The 21,640-nt window shown below is 69.2% G+C and carries 16 protein-coding genes and 2 pseudogenes; 4 read left to right on the top strand and 14 right to left on the bottom strand.

Annotation, left to right across the window (positions count from 1 at the left end):
• Positions 1-410 precede the first annotated feature (410 nt).
• The 3 genes from AB0O67_RS19020 to AB0O67_RS19010 form a co-directional block, all read right to left on the bottom strand.
• Positions 411-1,841, bottom strand: a complete 1,431-nt coding sequence (locus AB0O67_RS19020) for an NAD(P)/FAD-dependent oxidoreductase (RefSeq protein WP_365451453.1) — start codon at positions 1,839-1,841, stop codon at positions 411-413.
• A gap of 396 nt (positions 1,842-2,237) precedes the next feature.
• The gene (locus AB0O67_RS19015) at positions 2,238-2,708 is read right to left on the bottom strand and encodes a VOC family protein (protein WP_365451451.1); all 471 of its coding nucleotides are present in this window, start codon (positions 2,706-2,708) and stop codon (positions 2,238-2,240) included.
• A gap of 1,202 nt (positions 2,709-3,910) precedes the next feature.
• Entirely contained in the window at positions 3,911-4,504 is a 594-nt protein-coding gene (locus AB0O67_RS19010; RefSeq protein WP_365451449.1) for a helix-turn-helix domain-containing protein, read from the bottom strand.
• A 111-nt stretch (positions 4,505-4,615) separates the two neighbouring features.
• Between AB0O67_RS19010 and AB0O67_RS19005 the strand changes: the two genes are divergently transcribed.
• Together AB0O67_RS19005 and AB0O67_RS19000 are read left to right on the top strand one after the other, a co-directional pair.
• Complete coding sequence (locus AB0O67_RS19005) at positions 4,616-5,638, top strand: NADP-dependent oxidoreductase (RefSeq protein WP_365451447.1); 1,023 nt, start codon at positions 4,616-4,618, stop codon at positions 5,636-5,638.
• 133 nt (positions 5,639-5,771) lie between these two features.
• Positions 5,772-6,518 (top strand): phosphotransferase, encoded by a 747-nt coding sequence (locus AB0O67_RS19000; protein WP_365451445.1) that lies wholly within the window; start codon positions 5,772-5,774, stop codon positions 6,516-6,518.
• Positions 6,519-6,600: 82 nt separating this feature from the next.
• On the opposite strand, the gene AB0O67_RS18995 is transcribed toward AB0O67_RS19000, so the two are convergent.
• The 7 genes and pseudogenes from AB0O67_RS18995 to AB0O67_RS18965 all read right to left on the bottom strand — a co-directional run bounded on the left by AB0O67_RS18995 (position 6,601) and on the right by AB0O67_RS18965 (position 13,712).
• Positions 6,601-6,870, bottom strand: a complete 270-nt coding sequence (locus AB0O67_RS18995; protein WP_365451443.1) for a hypothetical protein — start codon at positions 6,868-6,870, stop codon at positions 6,601-6,603.
• Between the two features lie 714 nt (positions 6,871-7,584).
• Positions 7,585-8,304, bottom strand: a complete 720-nt coding sequence (locus AB0O67_RS18990) for a DinB family protein (protein ID WP_365451441.1) — start codon at positions 8,302-8,304, stop codon at positions 7,585-7,587.
• 558 nt (positions 8,305-8,862) lie between these two features.
• Positions 8,863-9,720, bottom strand: coding sequence for a hypothetical protein (locus AB0O67_RS18985; RefSeq protein ID WP_365451439.1), 858 nt, complete (start codon positions 9,718-9,720; stop codon positions 8,863-8,865).
• 315 nt (positions 9,721-10,035) lie between these two features.
• Positions 10,036-10,227: a hypothetical protein gene (locus AB0O67_RS18980; protein ID WP_365451437.1), complete on the bottom strand. Its 192-nt coding sequence runs from the start codon at positions 10,225-10,227 to the stop codon at positions 10,036-10,038.
• 173 nt (positions 10,228-10,400) lie between these two features.
• Entirely contained in the window at positions 10,401-10,916 is a 516-nt protein-coding gene (locus AB0O67_RS18975; protein ID WP_365451435.1) for a peptidoglycan-binding domain-containing protein, read from the bottom strand.
• Between the two features lie 253 nt (positions 10,917-11,169).
• Entirely contained in the window at positions 11,170-12,138 is a 969-nt protein-coding gene (locus AB0O67_RS18970; RefSeq protein WP_365451433.1) for a helix-turn-helix domain-containing protein, read from the bottom strand.
• A gap of 294 nt (positions 12,139-12,432) precedes the next feature.
• Positions 12,433-13,712: pseudogene (locus AB0O67_RS18965) on the bottom strand (cytochrome P450).
• 448 nt (positions 13,713-14,160) lie between these two features.
• Between AB0O67_RS18965 and AB0O67_RS18960 the strand changes: the two are divergent.
• Together AB0O67_RS18960 and AB0O67_RS18955 are read left to right on the top strand one after the other, a co-directional pair.
• Positions 14,161-14,307: a hypothetical protein gene (locus tag AB0O67_RS18960; protein WP_365451431.1), complete on the top strand. Its 147-nt coding sequence runs from the start codon at positions 14,161-14,163 to the stop codon at positions 14,305-14,307.
• A gap of 505 nt (positions 14,308-14,812) precedes the next feature.
• Positions 14,813-15,308 (top strand): annotated as a pseudogene (locus AB0O67_RS18955) (nitroreductase family protein); the annotation flags it as partial.
• Positions 15,309-15,980: 672 nt separating this feature from the next.
• Here the strand turns inward: AB0O67_RS18955 and AB0O67_RS18950 are convergent.
• The 4 genes from AB0O67_RS18950 to AB0O67_RS18935 all read right to left on the bottom strand — a co-directional run bounded on the left by AB0O67_RS18950 (position 15,981) and on the right by AB0O67_RS18935 (position 20,694).
• The gene (locus AB0O67_RS18950) at positions 15,981-16,625 is read right to left on the bottom strand and encodes a dihydrofolate reductase family protein (RefSeq protein ID WP_365451429.1); all 645 of its coding nucleotides are present in this window, start codon (positions 16,623-16,625) and stop codon (positions 15,981-15,983) included.
• A 662-nt stretch (positions 16,626-17,287) separates the two neighbouring features.
• Complete coding sequence (locus AB0O67_RS18945) at positions 17,288-18,766, bottom strand: aminotransferase class I/II-fold pyridoxal phosphate-dependent enzyme (protein WP_365451427.1); 1,479 nt, start codon at positions 18,764-18,766, stop codon at positions 17,288-17,290.
• 442 nt (positions 18,767-19,208) lie between these two features.
• On the bottom strand, positions 19,209-20,015 hold the full coding sequence (locus AB0O67_RS18940; RefSeq protein ID WP_365451425.1) for an endonuclease: 807 nt from the start codon (positions 20,013-20,015) through the stop codon (positions 19,209-19,211).
• A 307-nt stretch (positions 20,016-20,322) separates the two neighbouring features.
• The gene (locus AB0O67_RS18935; protein ID WP_365451423.1) at positions 20,323-20,694 is read right to left on the bottom strand and encodes a hypothetical protein; all 372 of its coding nucleotides are present in this window, start codon (positions 20,692-20,694) and stop codon (positions 20,323-20,325) included.
• Positions 20,695-21,640 lie beyond the last annotated feature (946 nt).

Raw genomic sequence — 21,640 nt, 5'->3', positions numbered from 1 at the left:
GGAGGCGACCGAGACGAGACCGACGTCGGAGACGGCGGCCGGACGCAGCCCGCGCCGATGACCCGGAGGGCCGGAGGCAGCCGCACCGGCAGCTGCTGCCGGCGCGCGGTGTGACCGAGGGGGCGGCCGTGGCGAGAAAGTCCGCGGCGCAGTCGCGGGCGTGACGGTCGCCGTCCAGGCCGGAATCTGCCGCTCGTTCGCGGTGAAACAGTCCCAGAGGTGGTTCTTGGCTGCCGCGTCCCTCTGTGCGCACTCATGGCGGGGCGGGCACGTCGCCTGGAGGAAACTGCCGGCCACCGGGGTGGGGGATCGCTCCTCGCCCGGGGACGGCCGGGTCGCCCGGCCGCCCGGGGACGGCCGGGTCGCCCGGCGAAGGCCAGGACCGTCCCGCATGCCGGCCGGAGCATTTCTCAGCCGCGGTAGGTCTCCAGCAGCCGCAGCCAGATTTCGCCGAGGGTGGGGAAGGCGGGGACGGCGTGCCAGAGCCGGTCCAGGGGCACCTCGCCGGCGACCGCGATGGTGGCCGAGTGGACGAGTTCCCCGACTCCGGGGCCGGCGAAGGTGACGCCCACAACGGTGTTGAGATCGGTGTCGATCAGCATGCGGGACCGGCCGCGGTAGTCCTCGCCGTACTGGTGGGCGCCGGCGACGCGGGCGAGGTCGTAGTCGACGACCTCGATGCTGCGCCCGCTCTGCTTGGCCTCGCGGCTGGTCATGCCGACGGAGGCGACCTCGGGGGTGGTGAAGACGACCTGGGGGACGGCAGCGTGGTCGGCGGTGGCCACGTGCGCGCCCCAGGGGGCGTCGTCAACGGGCTCTCCCTTGGCACGGGCGGCGATGACGGTGCCGGCGATCCGGGCCTGGTACTTGCCCTGATGCGTCATCAGGGCACGGCGGTTGACGTCGCCGACGGCGTAGAGCCAGCCGCCCTCGACGCCGGTGACCTGGAAGGTGTCGTCGACGGTCAGCCAGTCGCCAGGGGTGAGACCGACGGTCTCCAGGCCGACGTCGCGGGTCTGCGGAGCGCGTCCGGTCGCCAGCAGGATCTCGTCCGCTGCCAGCTGCCCGCCATCGGACAGCGTGATCCGCACCTCGCCCTCCTCGCGGGCCATGGAGGTGACGGTGGTGTCGAAGCGGATGTCGACGCCTGCTTCGCGCAGTCCGTCCGCGACCAGTTCGCCGGCGAACGGCTCCATCCGCTCGAGGAGCCCGTTCTCGAGGACCAGCATGGTCACCTGGGAGCCGAGCGCCTGCCAGGCGGTGGCCATCTCGACGGCCACCACGCCACCGCCGACGACGGCGAGGCGGCCGGGCACCTTGTCGGCGGTGGTGGCCTCGCGGCTGGTCCAGGGACGTACGGTGTCGGATCCGGGGATGGGGGGCAGGGCGGCGCGGGTGCCGGTGGAAACGGCGACGGCGTGCCGGGCGGTCAAGGCGATGCTGTCGCCCTCAGGGGTCTCCACGGCCACCTGCTTGGGGCCGGTGAGGCGGCCGTGGCCGCGTATGAGGTCGACGGAGACCGAGTTCAGCCAGTCGACCTGGTCCTCGTCCTTCCAGTAGGAGGACATCCTGTCTCGGTGTGCGAGGACCGCCTCGACGTCCAGTGGGCCGGCCACCGCCGGGTCGAGTCCTGGTACGCGGCTCGCGTCGGCACGTGCCACCACCGGCCGCAGCAGCGCCTTGCTGGGGTCGCAGGCCCAGAACGAGCACTCACCGCCGAGGAGTTCCCGCTCGACGATCACGGTACTGAGCCCTGCGGCTCGGGCGCGTTCGGCCACGTTCTCGCCGACCGGCCCTGCGCCGATGACGATCACGTCATAGGTGCGGGTTGTCTCGTTCATCACTGCTGCGTTCCTCACTTTTCGGTCCTCACCGTTTCGTTCCTCATTGCTTTTGTGACTTGGTCGACATGCCGATGGCGGCGGCCCATTGCCGGCCGTGTGTCGGCGCTTCCCGCCGCCGGACGGTGCCGGGGCGGCCACACCGCACCGGCTGGAGGGGGTGGCCACCGGTTGGGAAGGCCCTGGCGGCAAAGCCGTCTCTCGCGCCCGCGGCGCCTGCGGCGCCCGGCGCGGCCCCGTGGCGGCGGGACCCGTCGGCGGAGAGCACCGTTGCCCACGCCCGGCGGTCCGGTGCCGACCTTCGGCCCGGACCGCGAGAACCGTTGGGCCGGACCGGCTGCCGTCCGGCCCGTACGCGGCCCTTTGCGGCCCTTGGAAGGTGGCTTGTCGGGGTTGTCAGCGGCCGGGGTGGCGCTGCGTGATCTCCTGGAGCACCCAGCCGTTGCCGTCCGGGTCGCTGAAGGTGAGGAAGGAGGCGTAGGAGGCGCGCTCGGGGTGCGGGCCGGCCCGCCGCTCCTGGCCAGGGCTGCGGTGGGTGACGTCCCCGCTCGCGTGGCCGTGGAAGAGGCCGCCCGCGTCGTGGAAGATCTCGCTGACCTCGATGCCCCGGCCGGTGAGCTCCGCGCGGGCCTCCTCGATGTCGGAGACGACGAGGTACAGGCCCTGGAACGAGCCGGGCGCGATGGGGGTCATCCCCTCACCGAAGATGATCGAGCACTCGGAGCCGGGCGGCGTGAAGTGCACCACCCGGACGTCCTCGCTGGCCGTGTAGTCGACGTCCAGGCGGAATCCGACCTTCTCGTAGAAGGCCTTGGCCCGGTCGATGTCGGAGACGGGCAGCACGATCATTTCGAGCTTCAGATTCATGGGGATGTCCTTGTTTTCTTGACGTCGGTGAAATCCGCATCCAATGCGTCACCGGTTCAACAGGTAGTGGTCGCAGCAGGGGCGCCTGCTTGTCCGCGGCCGCTGCGGCGGACGGCGATGACGGCCGGGGAGGGGTGGCTCGTTCGCCACGGTCCGACTGAACCATTGGCCCCACTTGAACCATTAGTCCCTTTTCCCGGATCACTGATCCGAATATATGGACCACTGATCCGGAAGTCAAGAAGGGGCAAGATGCGAACCGACGCGGGGAAGACCCGCGAGCCACCGCTCGCAATAGCGGGCCCCGCCATCACGGCAGAGCGACGATGCGGCTCAGCGACATGGCGCGCAAAGCCGAGGGCGGACTCGCGACGCCGCTCGCCGGTACGCGAGGTGCTGCTCGATGCCCTGCTCCAGGCGAGCTCCGACGAACTGACGGTAAAGGCGGGTGAGGTCGAGACGCCGAGAGCGCCTGATGTGGCTGTCGCTTCGTCGCTACGCGGCTGCGTCGTGTGGACAACCGAGTACCGGGGCGTGATCTCGCTGATGGCGGCCGGCATCGAGGAGACCGCATCCGCACTCCAGGCTTCGTGCGTCACTCGCGCGGGCAGCAGGTGCGCGGCGCCGTAGTTCAGTTCCGCTTAGATCATCTGGGCCTTGCTCACGGGCCCTAACCTTGCCAGCGTGTTCGGCCCGGTCACCGGCACCGCGAAGACTCACCCGCTCCAGTCCGAACGCCGGTGAGCTGCATCGCACGGGCCATCGCCGTGCCTGTCGACTTCGCCGGCGGCATCCGCAGCCGCTCAACTCAGGACCCGCCCGCCCTCCAGCAGTGCCGATGCCGGCGTCCGTGGAGCGCCGCTCGGCCCCCGTGCGGTCCTCCGACAACTGCCGGGCAAGCACCAAACACCTGCGGAACACCTGATGCCGGCGCGGCCATGTCACCGAGTGGTACGCGGAGCGGCGGATGACGCCGTCCAACCATGTGCGATTGATGTCCTATCGATGCTCGCGCTGCGGGACGCCCTGGGCCTCGAACTGTCCGTACGCGCTGCCTTCGTCAGCCGGTCGGGGCGGCCGCGGCCCTCTCCCGCAGGCACGCGGCTCGGTGCCGGTGACCCTCGGCGCCCTGACGAACTCGGCGTCGATCCCGCCCTTGCCGGGCGCGCGGCCGAGTTCGCCGGTCCGCGTGCGCGACGATCTCAGTTACGGGCGCGAGGGCGGTCTTCTTCGTGGGTGTCGCTGCTCGCTGTGCTGGTCAGGATCGCGCTTGTGACAACGTCGAAGAGGCGATCGGCGCGTGGCGCGAGCGAGCGCTGATCGCCGAGCCAGGCGAGCGCCTCCACCAGCGCGAACAAATCGGCGCCATCGATGTCCGTCCGCGCCATGCCCGCAGCCTGGGCGCGGGTGAGGAGCCGCGCACCGGCCGCGCGCACAGTGACGCACGAAGCGTGGAGTGCGGACTCGGGGTCCTCGATGGCGGCTGCCATCAATACGACCGCGCCCCGGTATTCAGTTGTCCACCCGACGCAGTCGCGCAGCCATGAAACGAGAGCATCGCCCGGCGAGCTGGACGTTTCGAGGGCGCCTGCCTTGGCGGTCAGCGCGTCGAAGCTCGTGTGGAGCAGGGCGTCGAGCAGCGCCTCGCGAGTCGGAAAGTGCCGCAGCAGCGTCGCGAGCCCGACATTGGCCCGGCGCGCGATGTCGCGCAGTGATACGTCGACGCCCTGCTCGCCGATGGCGGCGCCCGCCACTGCGAGCAGGTGGTCGCGGTTCTTCCTGGCGTCGGCTCGCATCTGTCCCTCTTGACTTCCGGATCAGTGGTCCATATATTCGGATCAATGGTCCGGAAAAACGGACCATTGGTTCACTTAGTTTACCCCGCGAGACACGCAGGAGAGCGCGCTGTGCCGAAACAGACTATGAAGGCGATCCGGTTGCGCGAGTTCGGCGGTCCTGAAGTGCTGCGTCACGAGGACGTGCCGGTTCCGGAGCCAGGGCCGGGTGAGGTGCTCGTGCGCGTGCACGCGGTCGGCGTCAACCCACCTGACCGGTACGCGCGTGAGGGGATGCCCGACATACCCCCCGAGCTCAGGCCTCAGTTCCATCTGCCCCTCATTCCGGGGACCGACGTCTCAGGCGTCGTGGAAGCCGTCGCCGCCGACGTCAACGGCTTCGCGGTCGGAGACGAGGTGGTCGGCCTTCTGCGCTTCCCCACCGTTCTCCAGAGCGGCGCGTACGCCGAGTTCGTCACCGCGCCGTCGTCCGACCTCGCCCGCAAGCTGGCCGGCATCGACCACGTGCACGCCGCCGCCCTGGCCATGTCGGGGCTGACGGCGTGGCAGTTCTTGATCGAGCTCGGGCACGATCACCCCTCGCCGTTCCAAGAAGCCCAGCACCGCCCGATGGCACTCGACAGCGGGAGCACGGTGCTCATCAACGGCGCTGCCGGTGGCGTGGGGCACCTCGCGCTCCAGCTGGCCAAGTGGAAGGGGGCCCGCGTCATCGCCGTGGCCTCCGGCACCCACGAGACGTTCTTGCGCGAGCTCGGCGCCGACGAGTTCATCGACTACACCAAGGAGCGGCCTGAGGAGGTCGTCCGGGACGTCGACCTGGTCCTGGACGCCGTCGGGGGTCCCGACAGCAGGCGCTTCCTGCGCACCCTCAAGCGCGGCGGGTCCCTCTACCCGGTGTACTTCGGCCAGTTCGACGACGAGGAGAACGCGAAGCTGGGTGTCACGGTCACGGCCGTGACGGTCCGCTCGAGCGGCGCGCAGCTCGCCGAACTGGAGAGCTTGGTCGACGCGGGGAAGATTCGCGTCGCGATCGACAGCACGTTCCCGCTCGCGGAGGCCCGGGCGGCACACGAGCGCATCGCCCGGGGACACATCCAGGGCAAGATCGTGCTCACTGTCGCTCAGGACTCCTGACAAAAGTGGTGGGCATGACCTGGTCAGAGGTCGGTCGTGCACGAGGCCGCTGAGTAGGGGGACGCGGTCAGCGGCGTGATCACACGCGAAAACCCGGCGACGTCGGCGATCGTCCCCGGGATACTGGTCGCCCATGGATGAGGTCGAAGTCGTCGCGGCCCACTCCGAGCGTGCGACTCTGCGCGTCGGCGACGTCTTCCTGAAGGTGGACGCCGATCAGGCGCGCATCGACGTCGAGGTCGAGGCGATGTCCCTCGCGCCGGTCCCGACCCCGGAGGTCCTGTGGCGCAAGCCGCCCGTGCTCGCGACCGTCGCACTCCCGGGGACGACGCTTGGGAGCCTCGGCGGGCCGTCGACCGGGTCGCCGGCGGCGTGGGCCGCGGCGGGCACCGCCATCCGGAAGCTGCACGACGCGCCGCTGCCGTCCCGGCCGGGACGGGCCGGCCGGAGCATCGTCGCGCTGGCGGCGGAACTCGACGACGAGTGCGAGTTGCTCGTGACGAACGGCGTCCTGCCCGCTGACCTGGTCACGCGCAACCGCCAGGTCGCCGAGGCCGCGCTCCGGCCGTGGACTCCGGCGTTCACGCACGGCGACCTGCAGATCGCGCACGTCTTCGGCGACGGCGACGAGGTCACGGGCATCATCGACTGGTCCGAGGCCGGCCAGGGTGATGCCCTGTACGACCTCGCCACCTTCACGCTCGGACACGAGGAGCACCTCGACGACGTCATCGCCGGCTATGGCATCGACATCGACCTCGACGTGGTCCACGCGTGGTGGTCGTTGCGAAGCCTGCTGGGGGTTCGCTGGCTGATCGAGCACGGCTTCGACCCCTCCGCGCCGGGCTGTGAGGTCGACGTGCTCACATCCCGGATGTGAGGCCGCGCGGGCCTGAAGGCCACGCATGCGGTCTGACGTATCGAGCAGGCCATCCCCTGGGGGGCATCGCCTGCCCCTACTCTCAGCAAAGTGCGGTGCGCAGTCGTCGCCAGCAGATGACGGCGAAACCGAGGGTGACGAACGCTTGGTGGAGGTCGTCGCGGATCTCACAACGGATGCGCAGGCGGCGGGACCAGTGCGGCAGCGCGCTCGTTCCTTCCACGACGCAGCGGTACATGCCCAGGCCGGAGCCGTGCCCGGTGCCGCGCCGGGCGACACGGCATTCACCGGCCCGTTGTGCCCGGCGTCCTCCACGCTTCACCGTCTGCGCCGGCACCGCCAGCGTCGGCACCAACGCGAGAACGCGCCCCGTCGCCACAAGCCGCTCAGGCCCTGTCTGAATTGTGATCAACTACTGGGTTTCGTCCCCGCCCGGTGGAGGGTTCCGGTAGAACGCTGAGTGTGACTCGCGGCCGGTGCGGCCTGCATCCTCGGAGTGTGCACGGTCGTGCGGACACCGACGAGGATGTGCACTCGGCCGAGGCACTGTGCCAGGCATGCACGCACCGGCCGACGGAGGGTCGTCATGAGCGAGTCCGAGCTGAAGCGGGCCCTGCACCCCTATCTGCGTAAAGAGACACTGAAGGTGGCCCTGTCGGGGTACCTCGGTGCCGGTTTCCGGCGCGCCGTCCTCGGGGGTGACCGACCGCCGGGTGCTCCTGGTCAAGAGCGCCTACTGGTCGGTCCGCGACAAAGGGCTCCTGTGGGCGGATCCGCTCGACGAGGTGGCACTGGGCGGCAGGCCCAATGAGCTCTACGTCAGCGGCACCTACACCGGCAACACGTACGTTCGCGTACGTCGCGCTGACGGCAGTACGTTCCGTCTGAACCCCCGTACGAACTTCACGGGGGGAGCGACGGCACCCGGCGCAGCGTGGAAACCCTGTACTCATCGGTCAAGGGCCGCTTCTGATCGCATCGTGACCGGCTGCCTGACGGTGGGGGTCCTCTCGATCGGTGCGGGCTCCGTTGATTTGCGTGGATCGGCGGTGCTTACGCCGCAGGTCTATCGGGGTGTGGTGAAGCGGGCCTGCCACAGGTCGCGGAGCAATGCGATCTCGGCCATGTGATGGATGAATTCGAGGTTGGCTCCCCACAGTACGGAGATGAAGGGTTCCTCGGGGTTGGAGCCGTAGGGGTACTGCGAGAGGCCGACCGTGTCGAGCTGGTCCTCGGTGAGGGCGCCGATGTCGGCGCGCCAGCGGTCGATCACCGGCCAGAAGCGCTCCAGGGTCAGGGCCGCCGAGGGGGAGAAGTCGATCATCTGCTTCGGATCCTGGCGTCGTTCGCCGAAGGTCCACTCCCAGTTGCCCGCGAACTCATGGTGGAGGTGTCCCAGTCGCCACGCGATGGTCGTGACCGGCGTCTTGTCCGGTTCCGGTTCGCCGGTGTGGGCCAGGATCTGCTCGACCCGCTCGACGGTCACGCTCCAGTCCTCGGCGATCTTCTCCACCGGCATGCCGCCGGCCGCCTGCCGAGCGACCTCCGCGTACTCGCTCGCCGGGATGTCTGCGGCGCCCAGGTCCATCACCCACTCGCCGGGCCCGAACGCCCGCGGCGTCGTCGCCTCGTCACGCCGCCGCAGCGACCAGCAGCCGGGCACCGGCTCCCACAGATACTCCTCGTCGCCGAGCCCCGCCAGCCGCACCCCGGCCATCTCCCTGGCCTTGTCGAACTGGTCGAGCAGCAGGCCCAGACGGTCGGTCCGTACGCCCTCGATCTCCATGCACGGTTTTCCCTTCTCGGTCGCGTGCCGTACCTCATTCCGCTCCGGCGGAGGTTAACGGCCCACCTCCCGGGGCGCGACCGACTTCCTCGCCCACGAAGCGGAGCAGCACCTCCCGCGTCACCGCGCTCGTCCAGGCCGTCCTCACCCCACGTGACTTGCCCCGGATGAGGCCGGAACAAGCTCCCTGCCGGGAGCGGTTGGCTGCTGCGCTGGCAAGGTCCTGTGGACCGGCAGACGTCCGGAGAGGAGAAGTCAGTGCTCTCCACGCCGGCTGGGAGTTAGGGGACAGCAGCCCTTCAGCTGAGGGCGCTGTCGGCATGGTTTGTAGAAGGGCTCACACCTGCCTGCCCATCGACGGTCCTCGGCGCTGAGTACGGTCACTCGCCAACTCGTCATGACACCGCCGGGGGAGCGGCGGGGGCAGCGCGGGACAGCCGGAGTGTGGTCCTGTGTGGGAGCGGTGGCTCCGTCCGGGGCTGAGGTGTCGCTGATGTGACACCGGCGGCAGCCCTGGGGCGGGCAGTTCCCGCTGGGGCGGCCCGGCACGGCCATTGGCTATGACGTGGAGCGGGTGCGCGGCGGCGGGGTGCCGGGCAGCGCGTCCTTGCGGCGTGGGGTGAGAGCTTGTTCGGAAAGGTGTCGGGTGATGACCTGAGCCAGGACGTGCAACGCGGCCTGCACCTCCAGGTGGTCGAGAGAGTCCGCGTCGTCGCGGATCAGGGCGCTGTCGCTGGAGAGGGTGGTCCAGCCTGTCTCGTCGGTGGCCAGGCTCACGGTGACCGTCTCACCTGTCGGCACGGTCACCGTGAGTGTCGCGGCGTCAGTGACGGCGTTTCGGCCGGTATGCAGGAGCGAGCGGCGCCGGAGGTCGGCGCAAGCCGCGAGTTCTGCGCGTTGAGCGGACTGGGCCAGCGCCCGGTGGGCGTGGTGGGTGACGGCCTGTCCCTGCCCCGCCAGGTCCGGCAGGGTCTCCTTCGGCTCCCAGCCCGGTCCCTGGTCCACCGGTGGGTCCAGCACGTCGGCGACAGTTCGCAGGGCCCCGGAAGCGGCGAGACCGGCACGCGTGAGGGGGTCGGCCGGATCGTGGACGTAGGCGGGGCGGGTGACGGCATCCGCGATCCGCGCGATCGCGCGAACGGATTCCGCGTCCAGGGGCTCGCCCCGGCCGGTGAGTGGTCCTGCGACGGGCTCGCCCCGCTTGCTCACCTCGATGCCGCGCTCGGCGAGATCGGCATAGACGGTGTCGCGTGAGACGCGGGCCAGTCTGGCCAGCTCGGCGACGCTCCGGGTGCCGGTGCGCCAGGCGTCGGCCACGCGGTCGGCCCGGTCGGAGGCCAGGCGTTCTCTGCGCTCGGCCCAGCCGATGAGTGCGGACAGCGCCGTGACGCGATCGGCTTCGGTTTGCTGGCTCATGCGTCCGACAATATGTCGACTGACTCGACATGTCGAGTCAGTCGACATCGGGGGCTGTGTCGACGTCGTTCACAAGAAGCTCGCCGACGCTCTGCTGCTATGGGTCGATATCAGCGATCTGGAGACCGCACCCGGCGTCGCAGCCACCGGCGTCACGCTCAGCCACGAGAACAACCGCTGATCACCGAGCGTGGCCACACCACGCGACCGGAGCCAGACCCTGTCGGGGAGGAGCGTTTCTACGGCAGTTCGGGGCGCTCCGGGTGGCCGGCGCCAAGGCGTTGTGTATGGCGGTGGACTGGCCGCGGCGCTGGGTCAGGGGTCCGGTCGTGTCCCGGTGGTGTGGCGGGCGAGGGCTGCGTGCAGTTCCCCGCACACTACGTGGGGGAGCGCGGCGCCCTGGGCGTGTTTGGGGACTTCCGCGGCGACCGGGGTGAGTTTGATGTCGGTGTGCTGGGAGATCTCCCTGAGCACGGTGAAGCTGTCTTGGGGTGCGGAGGAAGCCATGAGCTGATCCATGGTGCATCGGATTGTTCCGTTCCCTCTCGGTGGTGATGAGCCGTCTCCGTGGTGGTGAGCCGTCCACCGGCTGGACGGTTCGTCCGGCCCGGTGACAACACGGGGCCAGGGCGCCGCAGAACTTCTGGCGCCCCAGCTGCCGTTCGCTGTCAGGTGGTCGTTCAGCAGCCGGAGGCCGACGTGTAGGAGGCGCTCCGCCAGGCTCCGTTGAGGTAGAAGTGGTAGACGCCGTTGATGCGACGGAAGTCCACCGAGCCCATGCCCTCCCAGGCGAGGTACCTGATGTCGCGCTGATTGCCGAGATCCTGCAGGGAGTTGTCCGCCACGCTCAGCGTGTTGGGTCCCGCGCTGCCGTCGGCCGTGAGCCCGTACCACCTCTGGAAGTCCCTGGTGGCCTCGGTGGTGGCGGGGCCGAAGTCGCAGTCGATGGCTCCGGTGTAGAAGCCCTCCGCTCGCAGGACCAGCTGCCACAGCGCCACGGCCCTGCTGTAGTCGTGTGAGTTGTAGTCCAAGGGCCCCTCGTCGCCCCAGTCGTTCCTCACACCGGCGTTGCCCCAGTCGGCGCCGCTGATGGAGCCGCTGGCGACCGACGCGCCGGCCGTCGGTGCCGACATGACTCCACCGCAGACAATGGCCGCGGTGATGAGAGCGCCGGTGATGCGCTTGGAGAGTCTCAACTCGTGTCCTTTCACTTGACGGCCGGGCGTGCGGCCGTCGACGTCGTGTGTGGGTTGCGCGCGTGCGGCACACCGGTCGGCGTGGCTCGTGACGCGCCGGGCACGCTTCGGGAGCGGGACCGGCGCGTCACGGGCCACGCGTTCTCCCTCCGGCCGATGTGCACGTCGCCGAGTGTCGGGGGTGACGGGCGGCATGTCGTTGGAGATGCGTGCCAAGCCGTTGACGATGGACGCCAGGGGGCCGGACGGCCGGCTACTGGTGCAGCCGGCGGTACGCCTGCGGGCTGTGCCCGTAGGCCGCCCTGAAGGCACGGCTGAAGTGAGCGGGGTCGGTGAACCCCCAGCGGGCGGCGACGGCGCGGATCGGGCGCGCGTGCAGCAGGGGGTCGGCCAGGTCACGGCGGCAACGCTCCAGGCGCCGTGCTCGGATCCAACCGGCCACCGTGACGCCCTGGTCGCGGAAGAGCCGGTGCAGGGAGCGTACGGAGAGGTTGTGGGCGGCCGCGATCGCCCCCGGGGCCAGCTCGGGGTCCCCGAGGTGCCGGTGGATGAAGGCGCGGATCTCCAGCATCTGGACGTTCGAGCGGGTGTGGGGCGGCACCTGGTCGGCGGCCTCCAGATGCCGAGCCAGGAATGCGGTCATCAGGTCGAGGGTGACTCCGGCCAGCCGGGCACCGTCCGCCGCGGTGTACGCGCCGGCGCCGGCGGTGAGCTGTGTGAGGTACGCGGACAGCAGGGCACCCACCCCGCCCTGACCCGGCATGGGCTCGCCGACGAGACGACGGACCTTGTCGGCGGGGAGGGGCAGCAGCGCCCTCGGGAACTGCACCATCACCCCCTCCACGGTGCCGCGGCCGGCACTGGCCCAGCCGTGCCAGGGACGCGAGGTGTCGTAGAGCAGCACCTCACCCGGCCCGCTCGTGGCGTCGAGGCCGGACTGGAGGATCCGGTGACTGCCCCGCAGGGTGATCATCAGTTGCAGGGACTCGGGGTCCGACCTGCGGACCATGCTGGCCGGCCGGCGCGTTTCCAGTGCGGGGTAGGTGAGCGAGGACACCCGTACCCCGTCCAACTCCAGCACCCGCGCGCTCGCCAGGAAGTCCGCGTCGTGGTCGCTGCGGATCACGTTGGGGATGAGTGCGCTGGAGGTCATGTCGTGCCACGACGTGAACCGGTCCCTCACGGGCAGATCCACCGTCCGGAAATCCGTTACCAGCACCATGCCGTCCCCCTCACAGCGCCAATTCGTTTGTTCCCGGCCATCCGTACCCCCCCGCCGGGCCGGCAATGGCAGCTGCCGAGAGCGAAGCGTTTCCAGTGTCGCAGGGCGCGGGGGGACGGATGCCACTGCAGCGGGGCAGGCCCGGGATTGCCCTCGCAGGCCTGCCTTCCCCTGTCTCCGAGCCGACCTCCACCAGAACCGGCTCGACCTCGCCTGGGGCGTCATCTACCTCTGACGCCTGTGACGATCGCACGAAAGGATCAGCCGGTTGCCGGTGGTCGCACCACGGCAGCGTCAGCCGCGCTTGGGATCCGCGCTGACGGGTGCCCGGCGCACCAGGCGTACCGGAAGCGTTCCTACGCTGTTGCCGACGAAGCCCGCGTGCCGCGGCAATTCACTCTCGGCCACAGCGAGATCGAGGTCCGGGAAGCGGGTGAACAACTGCTCCAACGCTATCGTCGCCTCCAAGCGGGCCAAGGGCGCGCCGAGACAGAAGTGGGCTCCGTGCCCCAGGGAGAGGTGCCGGGGGCCTGTACTTCCGCGTGCGCGGTAGACGTCGAAACGGTCGGCGTCCCGTCCGTGGGCTCTCTGGTCCGGCCCGCCGCGGAATAGCCGGCGAGGACGGGCGTGCCCTGCGGGATCAGCGTCCCGTCGACGGCCAGGTCACGAACCGGGTAGCGAAACGGGAAGTAGCTGACGGGCGAGTCCCAGCGCAGGGTCTCCTCCACGACATCAGACCAGCTCGCCGCGCCCGTGCCGACCTTCGCGCGCTCGTCAGGGTGAGCACACAGGGCACGTACAGCGTTGGTGATGAGGTTCAGCGTGGTCTCGTGCCCAGCGATGATCATGATGAGCAGAGTGCCGACAAGTTCCTGCTCGGAGAGCCGGGAGCCGGCTTCATCGCGGGCGGCGATGAGGGCGCTGGTGAGATCGTCGCCGGGCCGCTCGGCGCGGGCCGCGGCCACGGAAGCCAGGATCGCGACGAGTTCACGGTTGGCTGCGAGGGCCTGTTCGGGCTGGAGATCGGTGGCCACCACCAGATTGGACAAGTCGTGCAGCCGATCGCGATGCTCCGGGCCGACTCCTAGGAGTTCGCTGATGACGCCCATCGGCAGCGGCATGGCGAAGTGCCTGCGCAGGTCGGAGACACCCCCTTCCTTCGCAGCAGCGGCCGCGAGGTCGTCCAAGAGAGCGTCCGTCAGTTCCTCGATCCACTGCCGCATCCCCTCGACACGCCGGGCGGTGAACGCCTGGCTCACCAGCGACCGCAGCCGTCGGTGGTCATCCCCGTCCGCGGTCGTCATGCCCGCCACCGTCGCGAAAGTCATCAACGGCCAGCCCTTGGCTATCCGGCCCTCGCGCAGTGCAGTGAAATGCCGGGCGTTCTTCGCTACGTCCGGGTGCGCGAGGAACTCCTTGAGCGCGGCATGGCCGAGGACAGCCATGCCGTCGACACCGCCGGGCAACACCACCGGCACGACCGTTCGCTGCGCCAAGAGCCGGGCATTGGCTGCGTGTGGGCAGCCGCCGGCAGGGTCCATGTGGTGCGGCGTGATGGGGGAGGCGTCCACCATAGTCTCCTGACCGCCGTCGACCGCGCCCTCGGGGACGGTCACGCGCGAAGGTCCGCACACCTAACGACAGCCGACCGGGATTGCGTCGCCAGCGTGGGACGAACGACAAGTAGGTGGATCGTACGATCTCACCAACTCATGGTCCAGCGACTGGGATTGAGGCATCCACCTGGCTGGCGTGCCGGCCTCGGAATCTTCGTTACGCAGGGTTGGGCAGCCAATTCGTCTGCCCAAAGGGCGGATCAGCGCGGCCCACCACCCCCGTAGGACTCCGTTAGGTCTTCTGATCAACGGGATGTTGCGTGTGTTGCCTCAGGACGGCAATGAGCAGAAGCCTGCAGCAGACGGTGAACCAGTCCACCTGGGATGCGTTCCGGTGCAGCGGCGGATCAACGAACGTCGTCTGCCGCTGATCGGCCCGGCGGCCTAGGCGATCGATGATGTCTGGGTGCCCAAGGACGGCAAGATGTCGGTGGCCGTGGCTCCGCAGCACTCGGCTCTGCATCGCGAGACCGGCCACCGACTCGGCGAGGCCCGCACGCTTATGGCACTCGCCCGCGCCTACCGGAAGACCGACGTGCCGCCACCCAACTGATGAGGCGGCGGACACGGGCCTCCCGGACGGTCGGCGTGCCCGAAACGGAGTTCGACGATCTCGAGCGGTGACGTCTCCTCAGTTTGAGCCCGGCAGTCCCGTTCCCTAGTCAGCCAGGACATGTGCTCCGGCCCTCAAAGCTGGCGCGAAACGATGCGTTGGGGCGCGACGCGGAGGTTTCACGCCGACGGCCGCGCCGCAGTGGGGCACCCTCGGCGAGGAGAGCCTCGACAGGGGCCCGTCCAGGTTACTTCGCAGTTGTACGGGGCCAGTGGCCGTTGGGGGAGGACGGCTGCACGGCCCCGCGGTCTGCGCCATGACAGCCTTGCAGGCGACGGCCGGATCCTCGACCGTGCTCTTCGTCGCGGCCGTGAGGGTGCCAGCACGGCAGATGCTTCCCCCCGAGCGCTGCGTCAACGTCGACGGGCGGCGCCGCACGGTGCGGGTACACGCGACGAGCTTCTCCGCGAGTGTCTCGGCCCTGGTGGTCGCGTCTGCGAAGGCACTGAAGTCGCCCTACGCCGAGCGTCGATCGGCCTTCGGCAAGCAGCGCTACGGTGCACTCGGCATTCCACGTGAGGATCTGGAAGCTACGGTGCACTCGGCATTCCACGTGAGGATCTGGAAGCTACGGTGCACTCGGCATTCCACGTGAGGATCTGGAAGCGCGTCAGAGAGCCGCATCCGCGAATTGGGACTGCTTCGGTGCTCCCGCGGCCCTGTTCTGCTACATCGACCGCACTCCCGGGCAGCCACAGTGGTCCGACGTTGGCATGTTCCTGCAGAGCGTCATGTTGTTGCTGCGCGACGAGGGGCTGCACAGCTGCACGCAGATGGCGTGGGCCAAGTTCCACAGGACCGTCGCGGAGATCGTGTCCCCACCGGACGACCTGATGCTCTTCTGTGGCATGTCGATCGGATACGAGGACCCAACGGCACGCGATCCCCGTATGGGCCGCGCGCCACTCACGGAGACGGTCACCCTCATCGACTGCCTCTGACGGCTTGAGGAGGCGTCAGGTGGTCCGGGACGACGACACCTTGCCTCGGTGGCGTCCTGAGTCGTCACACTCAAAGTGAAATCCACAATCCGGGCACGCGCCGACGGCGTCGATGCGTGCCCGGACTTTCGCAGCAAGCGAAGGCCATCCTCGTACTGACCGCCGTCGCACCTCGACAGACCTTCACCTGCCTGACCTGCACGGCCGCGGGCGATCTTCACCGGCCCCCGCGCGCTCGTCATCCGGGTCCACGCTGCCGCCGCCGCGTCCGTGCTCGCGGTGTCTCTCGGAACCGGAGCGAGCATCTGGCACTTCTATGCCGCTGTCGATGGTGCCCTGCGAGTCAGCCCAGCGGATGGTGCCGCAGGACAGTCCGTGGGCATGGCGGTGCTGTACGGACCAGCCGACGGCGTTGCCGGCCTCGTCGCGGGTACCACGGCAGCAGCCGCGCTGCCCAGGATCGCCATCGCCCCACCATGCCGCATGCCCACTCCACCCGCCTCCACTGCTTCTACAGCCGAGAGGGAAGATCCAACGCCGTGTCGCCGGTGCTCGGCGGACGGTCCCTGACGGGATTCGTCGACGTCTCGGCCCAACGAGCCTGCGGGGAGATGGTGTCGAGCAGCGCCGCGCGCAGCTCCGGCGGTTCCGCTGCTCCCCGCGGCCCTCACGTCACCTTCGCCAGAACAGGTGGTGCGTCACGCCGCTCGGGCTGGGCACGACCTCCAGCCGGAATCGGTCGCGCAGCTCATCGGGGGACTCCCACAGTCGTAGTCCGGCCCCGAGCTTCACCGGCGAGACCGCCACATGCATGGTGTCCACGAGGTCAGCTTCAAGGAACTGCCGGATGGTGGTGACCCCGCCGCCGAGTCGGACGTCCTTGCCCTGCGCAGCCTCCCGCGCCTGTTCGAGGACCGCGGCCGGCTCGCCGTCGACGAAGTGGAACGTGGTGTCGGAGAGGGTGAACGACGGACGCTTGTGGTGGGTCATGACGAACACCGGCGTGCGGAACGGGGGCTCCTCCCCCCACCAGCCGCGCCACTCGTGGTCTGGCCAGGGCCCGCGCTGGGGCCCGAACTTATTGCGGCCCATGATCTCGGCACCGACGTCGCGTGCGAAGTCTCGCGTGAAGTAGTCGTCGAGGCCCCGGCTCCCCCCGGGATCCTTCCGCATGGGCCAGCTCGCTGTGGCTCCGGCCCAGGCGAACAGCCTCTCGGGATGGTCGTGGCCGAACGGCCGGTCGAGACTCTGGTGCTCACCGGCACCGATTCCGTCACTCGAGACGTTGAAGTTCATGACTCTGAGCAGTTGATCCACGTGTTTCCTCGTCAGGTCCGGTCGCGTCATCGTGTGGCGAGGCGCCGCACATCATGACGTCGAACGGGACGTGGCCGGATCGACAGCCGCCCGACCTTTTTTCCAAGGCTCGTCAGGAAGCGGCCCGGTCGGCGGTGTGGCCGTGGCGGACGCGGACGGCATGAGGTGGCCGCGGTGGCCGCTGCGACCACTCACATGCGTCGCAACAGGGGTCGTCGCCCAACCGCCCGTTCCAACCTCCAAGCCGGCGGACCTACCCGGTCAGAGCACTGGGATCGGGCGGACCGCGGAGGTCCTGGGCGGTGCCGAGCGGCTGATCTCGACCGGGCTGCACGGTGTCTACCGGCCCCTCAGGACCCCGGGACCGCGGCCCCGGTGAACAATTTGCACCTGATGCGCGGCATGCTCGGCCGCCCGGGATGCGGCCTGCTGCGGATGAACGGCCGGCCCAGCGCGCAGAACACCGGGCGCGCGGCACCGACGGCGAGCGGCCGGGCTTCGAGCGCTGGCTGAACGCCCGCATGTCGCCGAACTGGCCGACGTGTGGAACCTGACCTGGACCGCACTGACTACGCCATGTGGGTAGCCCGTCCGCGAGGCGACCGCAGAGCGGGCTCGTACCGCGTCCGCCTGTCTTCATGGGCCGGAACCGCGACCGGGACTCAGGCGCTGTGCTGTTCGGTGACCCGGATCGTTCGGAGCTCGGCGTCGGCGGCGTCGGGTAGGTTCATACCTGCGGCGTGTCCGGTTGCCAGGTACCGCAGGACGGGTTCGGTGAGGCGTTCGCCGGGCAGAATGGCGGGGATGCCCGGCGGGTACGGGGTGATCATTTCTGCCGCGATGCGGCCCGCGGCCTTGGCCACGGGAACCTCTTCGGCCGGCCCGAAGAACGCGTCCCGCGGCAGGAGCGCCTGTTCCATCCGCAGCTCGCTCGGCGACGGGACGTCTACGCCTGGCGCGTCCGGCAGGTCCGGTGCCGCGTGGGTGAGGTCCTTGAGAGCGGTCAGCAGTTGCTGGACGGTCTCCTCGTCATCGCCGTGCGTGAGCTGGGCGCCGATACGCCGGTGGTCCGTCAGGTGGGCGTCGATGACGCGGTGCTCACGCAGCCAGTCGGCCGCCTGATAGCCCGTGATTCCCAGCTGGGCGATGTCGATGATGACGGGCAGCGGATCGAAGTCGTCCGCAAGTCCCGGGGCGCAGAAGTCGGCTCGGTCGTTGACGTGCAGGCCGTCCATCTCCTCGATCGCGGAGCGGACCTCGCCCGCCAGCCGCAGGGCGTCGCCCACGAGGTCGTGGCCGTGCAGGGCCATCTGCCGCCGCCAGCCGTCCAGCCCTGCGTAGATCAGAACCGAGGGGCTGGTCGTGCCGAGAAGGTCCGCGCGCATCTTCAGCAGGTGCGGCGGCACGAGATCCCCCTGCAGGTGGAAGACGGAGCCCTGCTCAAGGCCGCTGCCCATCTTGTGGATGCTCGTCACGCAGATGTCCGCGCCGGCATCCATCGCCCAGGTCGGCAGGTCGGCGTGGAAAGGCAGATGCGCGCCCCAGGCCTCGTCCACGACGAGCGGCACCCCCCGCCGGTGGCAGACATCCGCCACGGACCGCAGGTCCGCGCTCGCGCCGTACGGGGTGGGGCTGGTGATCAGCGCTCCCTGGGCGTCCGGATGGGCACGGAAGGCCTTGTCGAAATCCTCGGCCGACGGAGGGTGGGCGATGCCCCGCTGCGCATCCCAGCGGGGCTCGACCCAGACCGGCTCGATGCCGGACAGGACAAGACCCGCCACGACCGACTTGTGGGCGTCTCGTCCGATCAGCAGCTTCTCGTGCGGACCGGCCACCGCCAGCATCGCCGCCTTCACCGACAGCGAACTCCCGCAGGTGGTGAAGAACGTGTGCTCGGCGTGCACGGCGTCCGCCATCAGCTCCTCGGCACGCTGCAGGACCCGCCTCCGCATCAGCCGGTCATCGAGCCCACCGGAAGCCAGGACGTCACCCATGAACACCGCATCGCCCAGAACCTCCCGCACGGCGGGATCCGCACCCCGGGCCTGCTTGTGCCCGGGCGGCGTGAACGAGAGCTGACCCGCACGACGGTACTCGACGAGCGCTTCCAGGACCGGTGCACGCGTGTGGTCGACAGTCATGCCACCACGAGTGCCCCGCCATGACGCCTGCCATCCACCGTTTCGACGACGTCTGCAGCCAGTGACGTGATCTGACACGCAGCGAAACACCAGGTAGCCCGGGGCTGCTCGAATATCTGGCAGAACGATCTCGGCCAGCCGGTCCCTGTCCTCCTGCCGCTCCTTGGACTGGGCGAGCTGGGCGTGGGCGACTTGTGCGCACTTCAGCGTGCCCTACGCGGTCACAGCACGACCTGCAGCAGCGACGACGGCGGCCAGCACAGTCGTGTGCTTCGCCCATTCGACGCCGTCGAGCGCGTCCGACTGGAGATGGCCGCCGAAGTCCCAGAACACGCGGCTGACAGGATCGCGGCCCCCGGGGCGACCCCGGCACAACTGCGCTTCCTGCTCGCACGCGTGCGTGAGGCGCTCACCGAGGTGCACCAGATCGCAGGGAGCCCGGCTACCAGATGGCCCCGACCCACTCCGGATGGTCGATGAACGGGTTGCGGTTGCGCTGATACGAGTTGTAGATCACGTCGTTGCGGCGCTCCTCGAACGCGCTCGGCGGGTCCTGCTCGTGCCACTGCTTCAGCACCGACAGTCGGCCGTGATAGGGGACGCTGCCGTTGGTGGTGGAGTCGTTGGGCTCCAGGTCGGGCCAGCTGTCGCCGCCCTCGTAACGGACGGCCATGTAGAGGAGCATGCGGGCAACGTCGCCCTTTACGGCGTCGCGGGGCTCGAAAGAGTTGGCGTCGGTGAGGCTGCCGCCGCCGCCCGCGACCGCGCTGCCGCCGTTGTCGAAGTCCTTGTTGCCGCGGATGGAGTTGACCTGGACATCCTCCGGGCGCAGGTGATGCAGGTCGGTGCCGGGACCGGTGGACGTCCCGAAGTCGCCGTGCGACTGGGCCCAGACGTGCTCGCGGTTCCAGTTGCCCGTGTTGCCGCCGTTGAGGGACTTGCTGCGGGAGACACCCGAGTACAGCAGGATCACGTTGTTGCTGTTGTTCGGGTCTTGATCGGTGACCTTCAGGGCATCCCAGACAGCGGAGTAGGAGAGCTTCGTCTGGCTGCTGACGATGGTGTGCAGCGAGGACTTGAGGCTCGGACCCGTCTTACCGATCGCGTTCTTGTAGTACGTCGAGTCGTACGCCGTCGTCGTGGCCGCCGCCGGGGTCGCGGTCAGCGTTGGCGCGGTGAGGCCGGCCAGCACGGCGGAGGTAGCGAGCGCCACAGCCTTCCAGCGGCGGCGAATCTGCGTCGCGGGCATGGGGTGTCCGATCTACGCGGATTGAACGAGCGGGACATCCGGGAGGGTGGCATGAACATGCGATCATTGGCGTGAATGGGGCGTGAAAGTTGGGTGTTGATACTGTCGGCGCGGCTTCCGACGGTGCTCGTCGGGGGCTCACCCGCCGCTCTTGGCCGGGGTGTCCCTCGGTTCACCGAGGAGTCATCGGTGGTCGGTGTGAAGAAGCTGCTCGCGTGACCCTCCTTCGCAGCCGCCGTACCTTCTCCGGCACGCGAGCCGTCCCCTCCGTGCTGAGGCCGGAGCCACCACCCGTACCGCGGGTGTGTTACTTCAGCGCATCCCCGAACCGCTCCTCGTGGTCGGCGCACCTTGTGCGGTAGCCGTCGGCGAAGGCGCTCTCCTGTGCAGGGCTCATGGTGTTGTCCGGCAGTCTCCCGCTCGCGGGAAGGAGGTCGGCGAGCTCACGGAAGACGGTGACCGCCGCGTCCGCGCGGGTGTTTCCCCTGGCTTTGGCCTGGCAGAGGTGGTCGAACACGGCCGTGGTGTTGTCCTTCAGGAGTTCCGAGGCCTGGTGCTTCTCGACGTACTGCTCCGGGTCCGGCGGTGTCTGCCTGGGCAGGGCGAGACGCCGTAGCGTCCACAGGGCAGCATGGAGTTGGCCGCACGCGAAGTACTCGGGATGTCTCTGGTTCTGCATGCTCCATGCATGCCCAGAACGCGTTACCGTCATGAACAGGCCTTCACAGACCCGCACTTCATCGAGGGCGCCGCCCTCCCGTTACCAGGCCACCGCCACCGGTGACGCCCATGCGCCCGAGAACCGTACGTACCGCCCTCACGCGGGATACCTGCCGGATCGTCGCCGGTCCCCGCCCAGTCCGGCTCCAACTCCTCCGTGAATAGCGCCCGTTCCGTTCCGTCCTCGTCGGTAACCTCTCCCCTCCCGGCCACCACCGACCGCTGTGGCGAATTCGCTGCCCAGTCCGCCCGTTCCTCGCTGTTCGCGCTGAACACTTCACCCCTCGGCCAAAAGTGCACCACGCAGTTCGTCGACGAGCGCGGTGGCCCCTGGTCTCCGAGACGCTGGTCATGGACCTGGACGGCACGTCCTTCGTCTCCTTGGAGACCTGACCCCGCCCCGCCCCGCCCTACGCCGCGACGGCCGCGAGGGCACGATCCTCGGCCCCCTTGCCGCGCCGGACACCATCGAGTCGTGCCAGTTGCCACAATCTTCTTCTGCGGTGCCCGGGAGCTTCCGCGGCTGAGCCTGCTTGTCTCTCGGACGTGCGCGGTCGACCGGCAAAGGCCCGGTGTCTGCCCCCTCGGAGAGCTCGGAGACGCAGGCGGTCCAATGCCGCGTGACCCATGGCCAGCAGACCGGCTGTCCGGCGTACGGTCAGAAGGACGAACCGCCGCCAGGTGCAGGTGCAGGTGCAGGTGACGGGGCGCCAGGTCTTGCAGTCGTGGCACAGCGCGTCGGGAACTGCCTGTACGTCGAGGCCGTGTGAGGCCCCGGAACACGGCCGAGCCCCTCCGCTGCACTCCATGATAAATGTTTCATAGACGGTCCAAGATCCGTTCTCTAATTGATATAAAAGGTGGAAGCGATCCACTGTTTCTTCATGGTCAATCTTTCTCAGCTT

This window comes from Streptomyces sp. NPDC086077 (assembly GCF_040686175.1).
Lineage (GTDB): Bacteria > Actinomycetota > Actinomycetes > Streptomycetales > Streptomycetaceae > Streptomyces.
The sequence above is the reverse complement of the archived record's forward strand: the minus strand, read 5'-3'. Positions and strand labels throughout refer to the sequence as shown.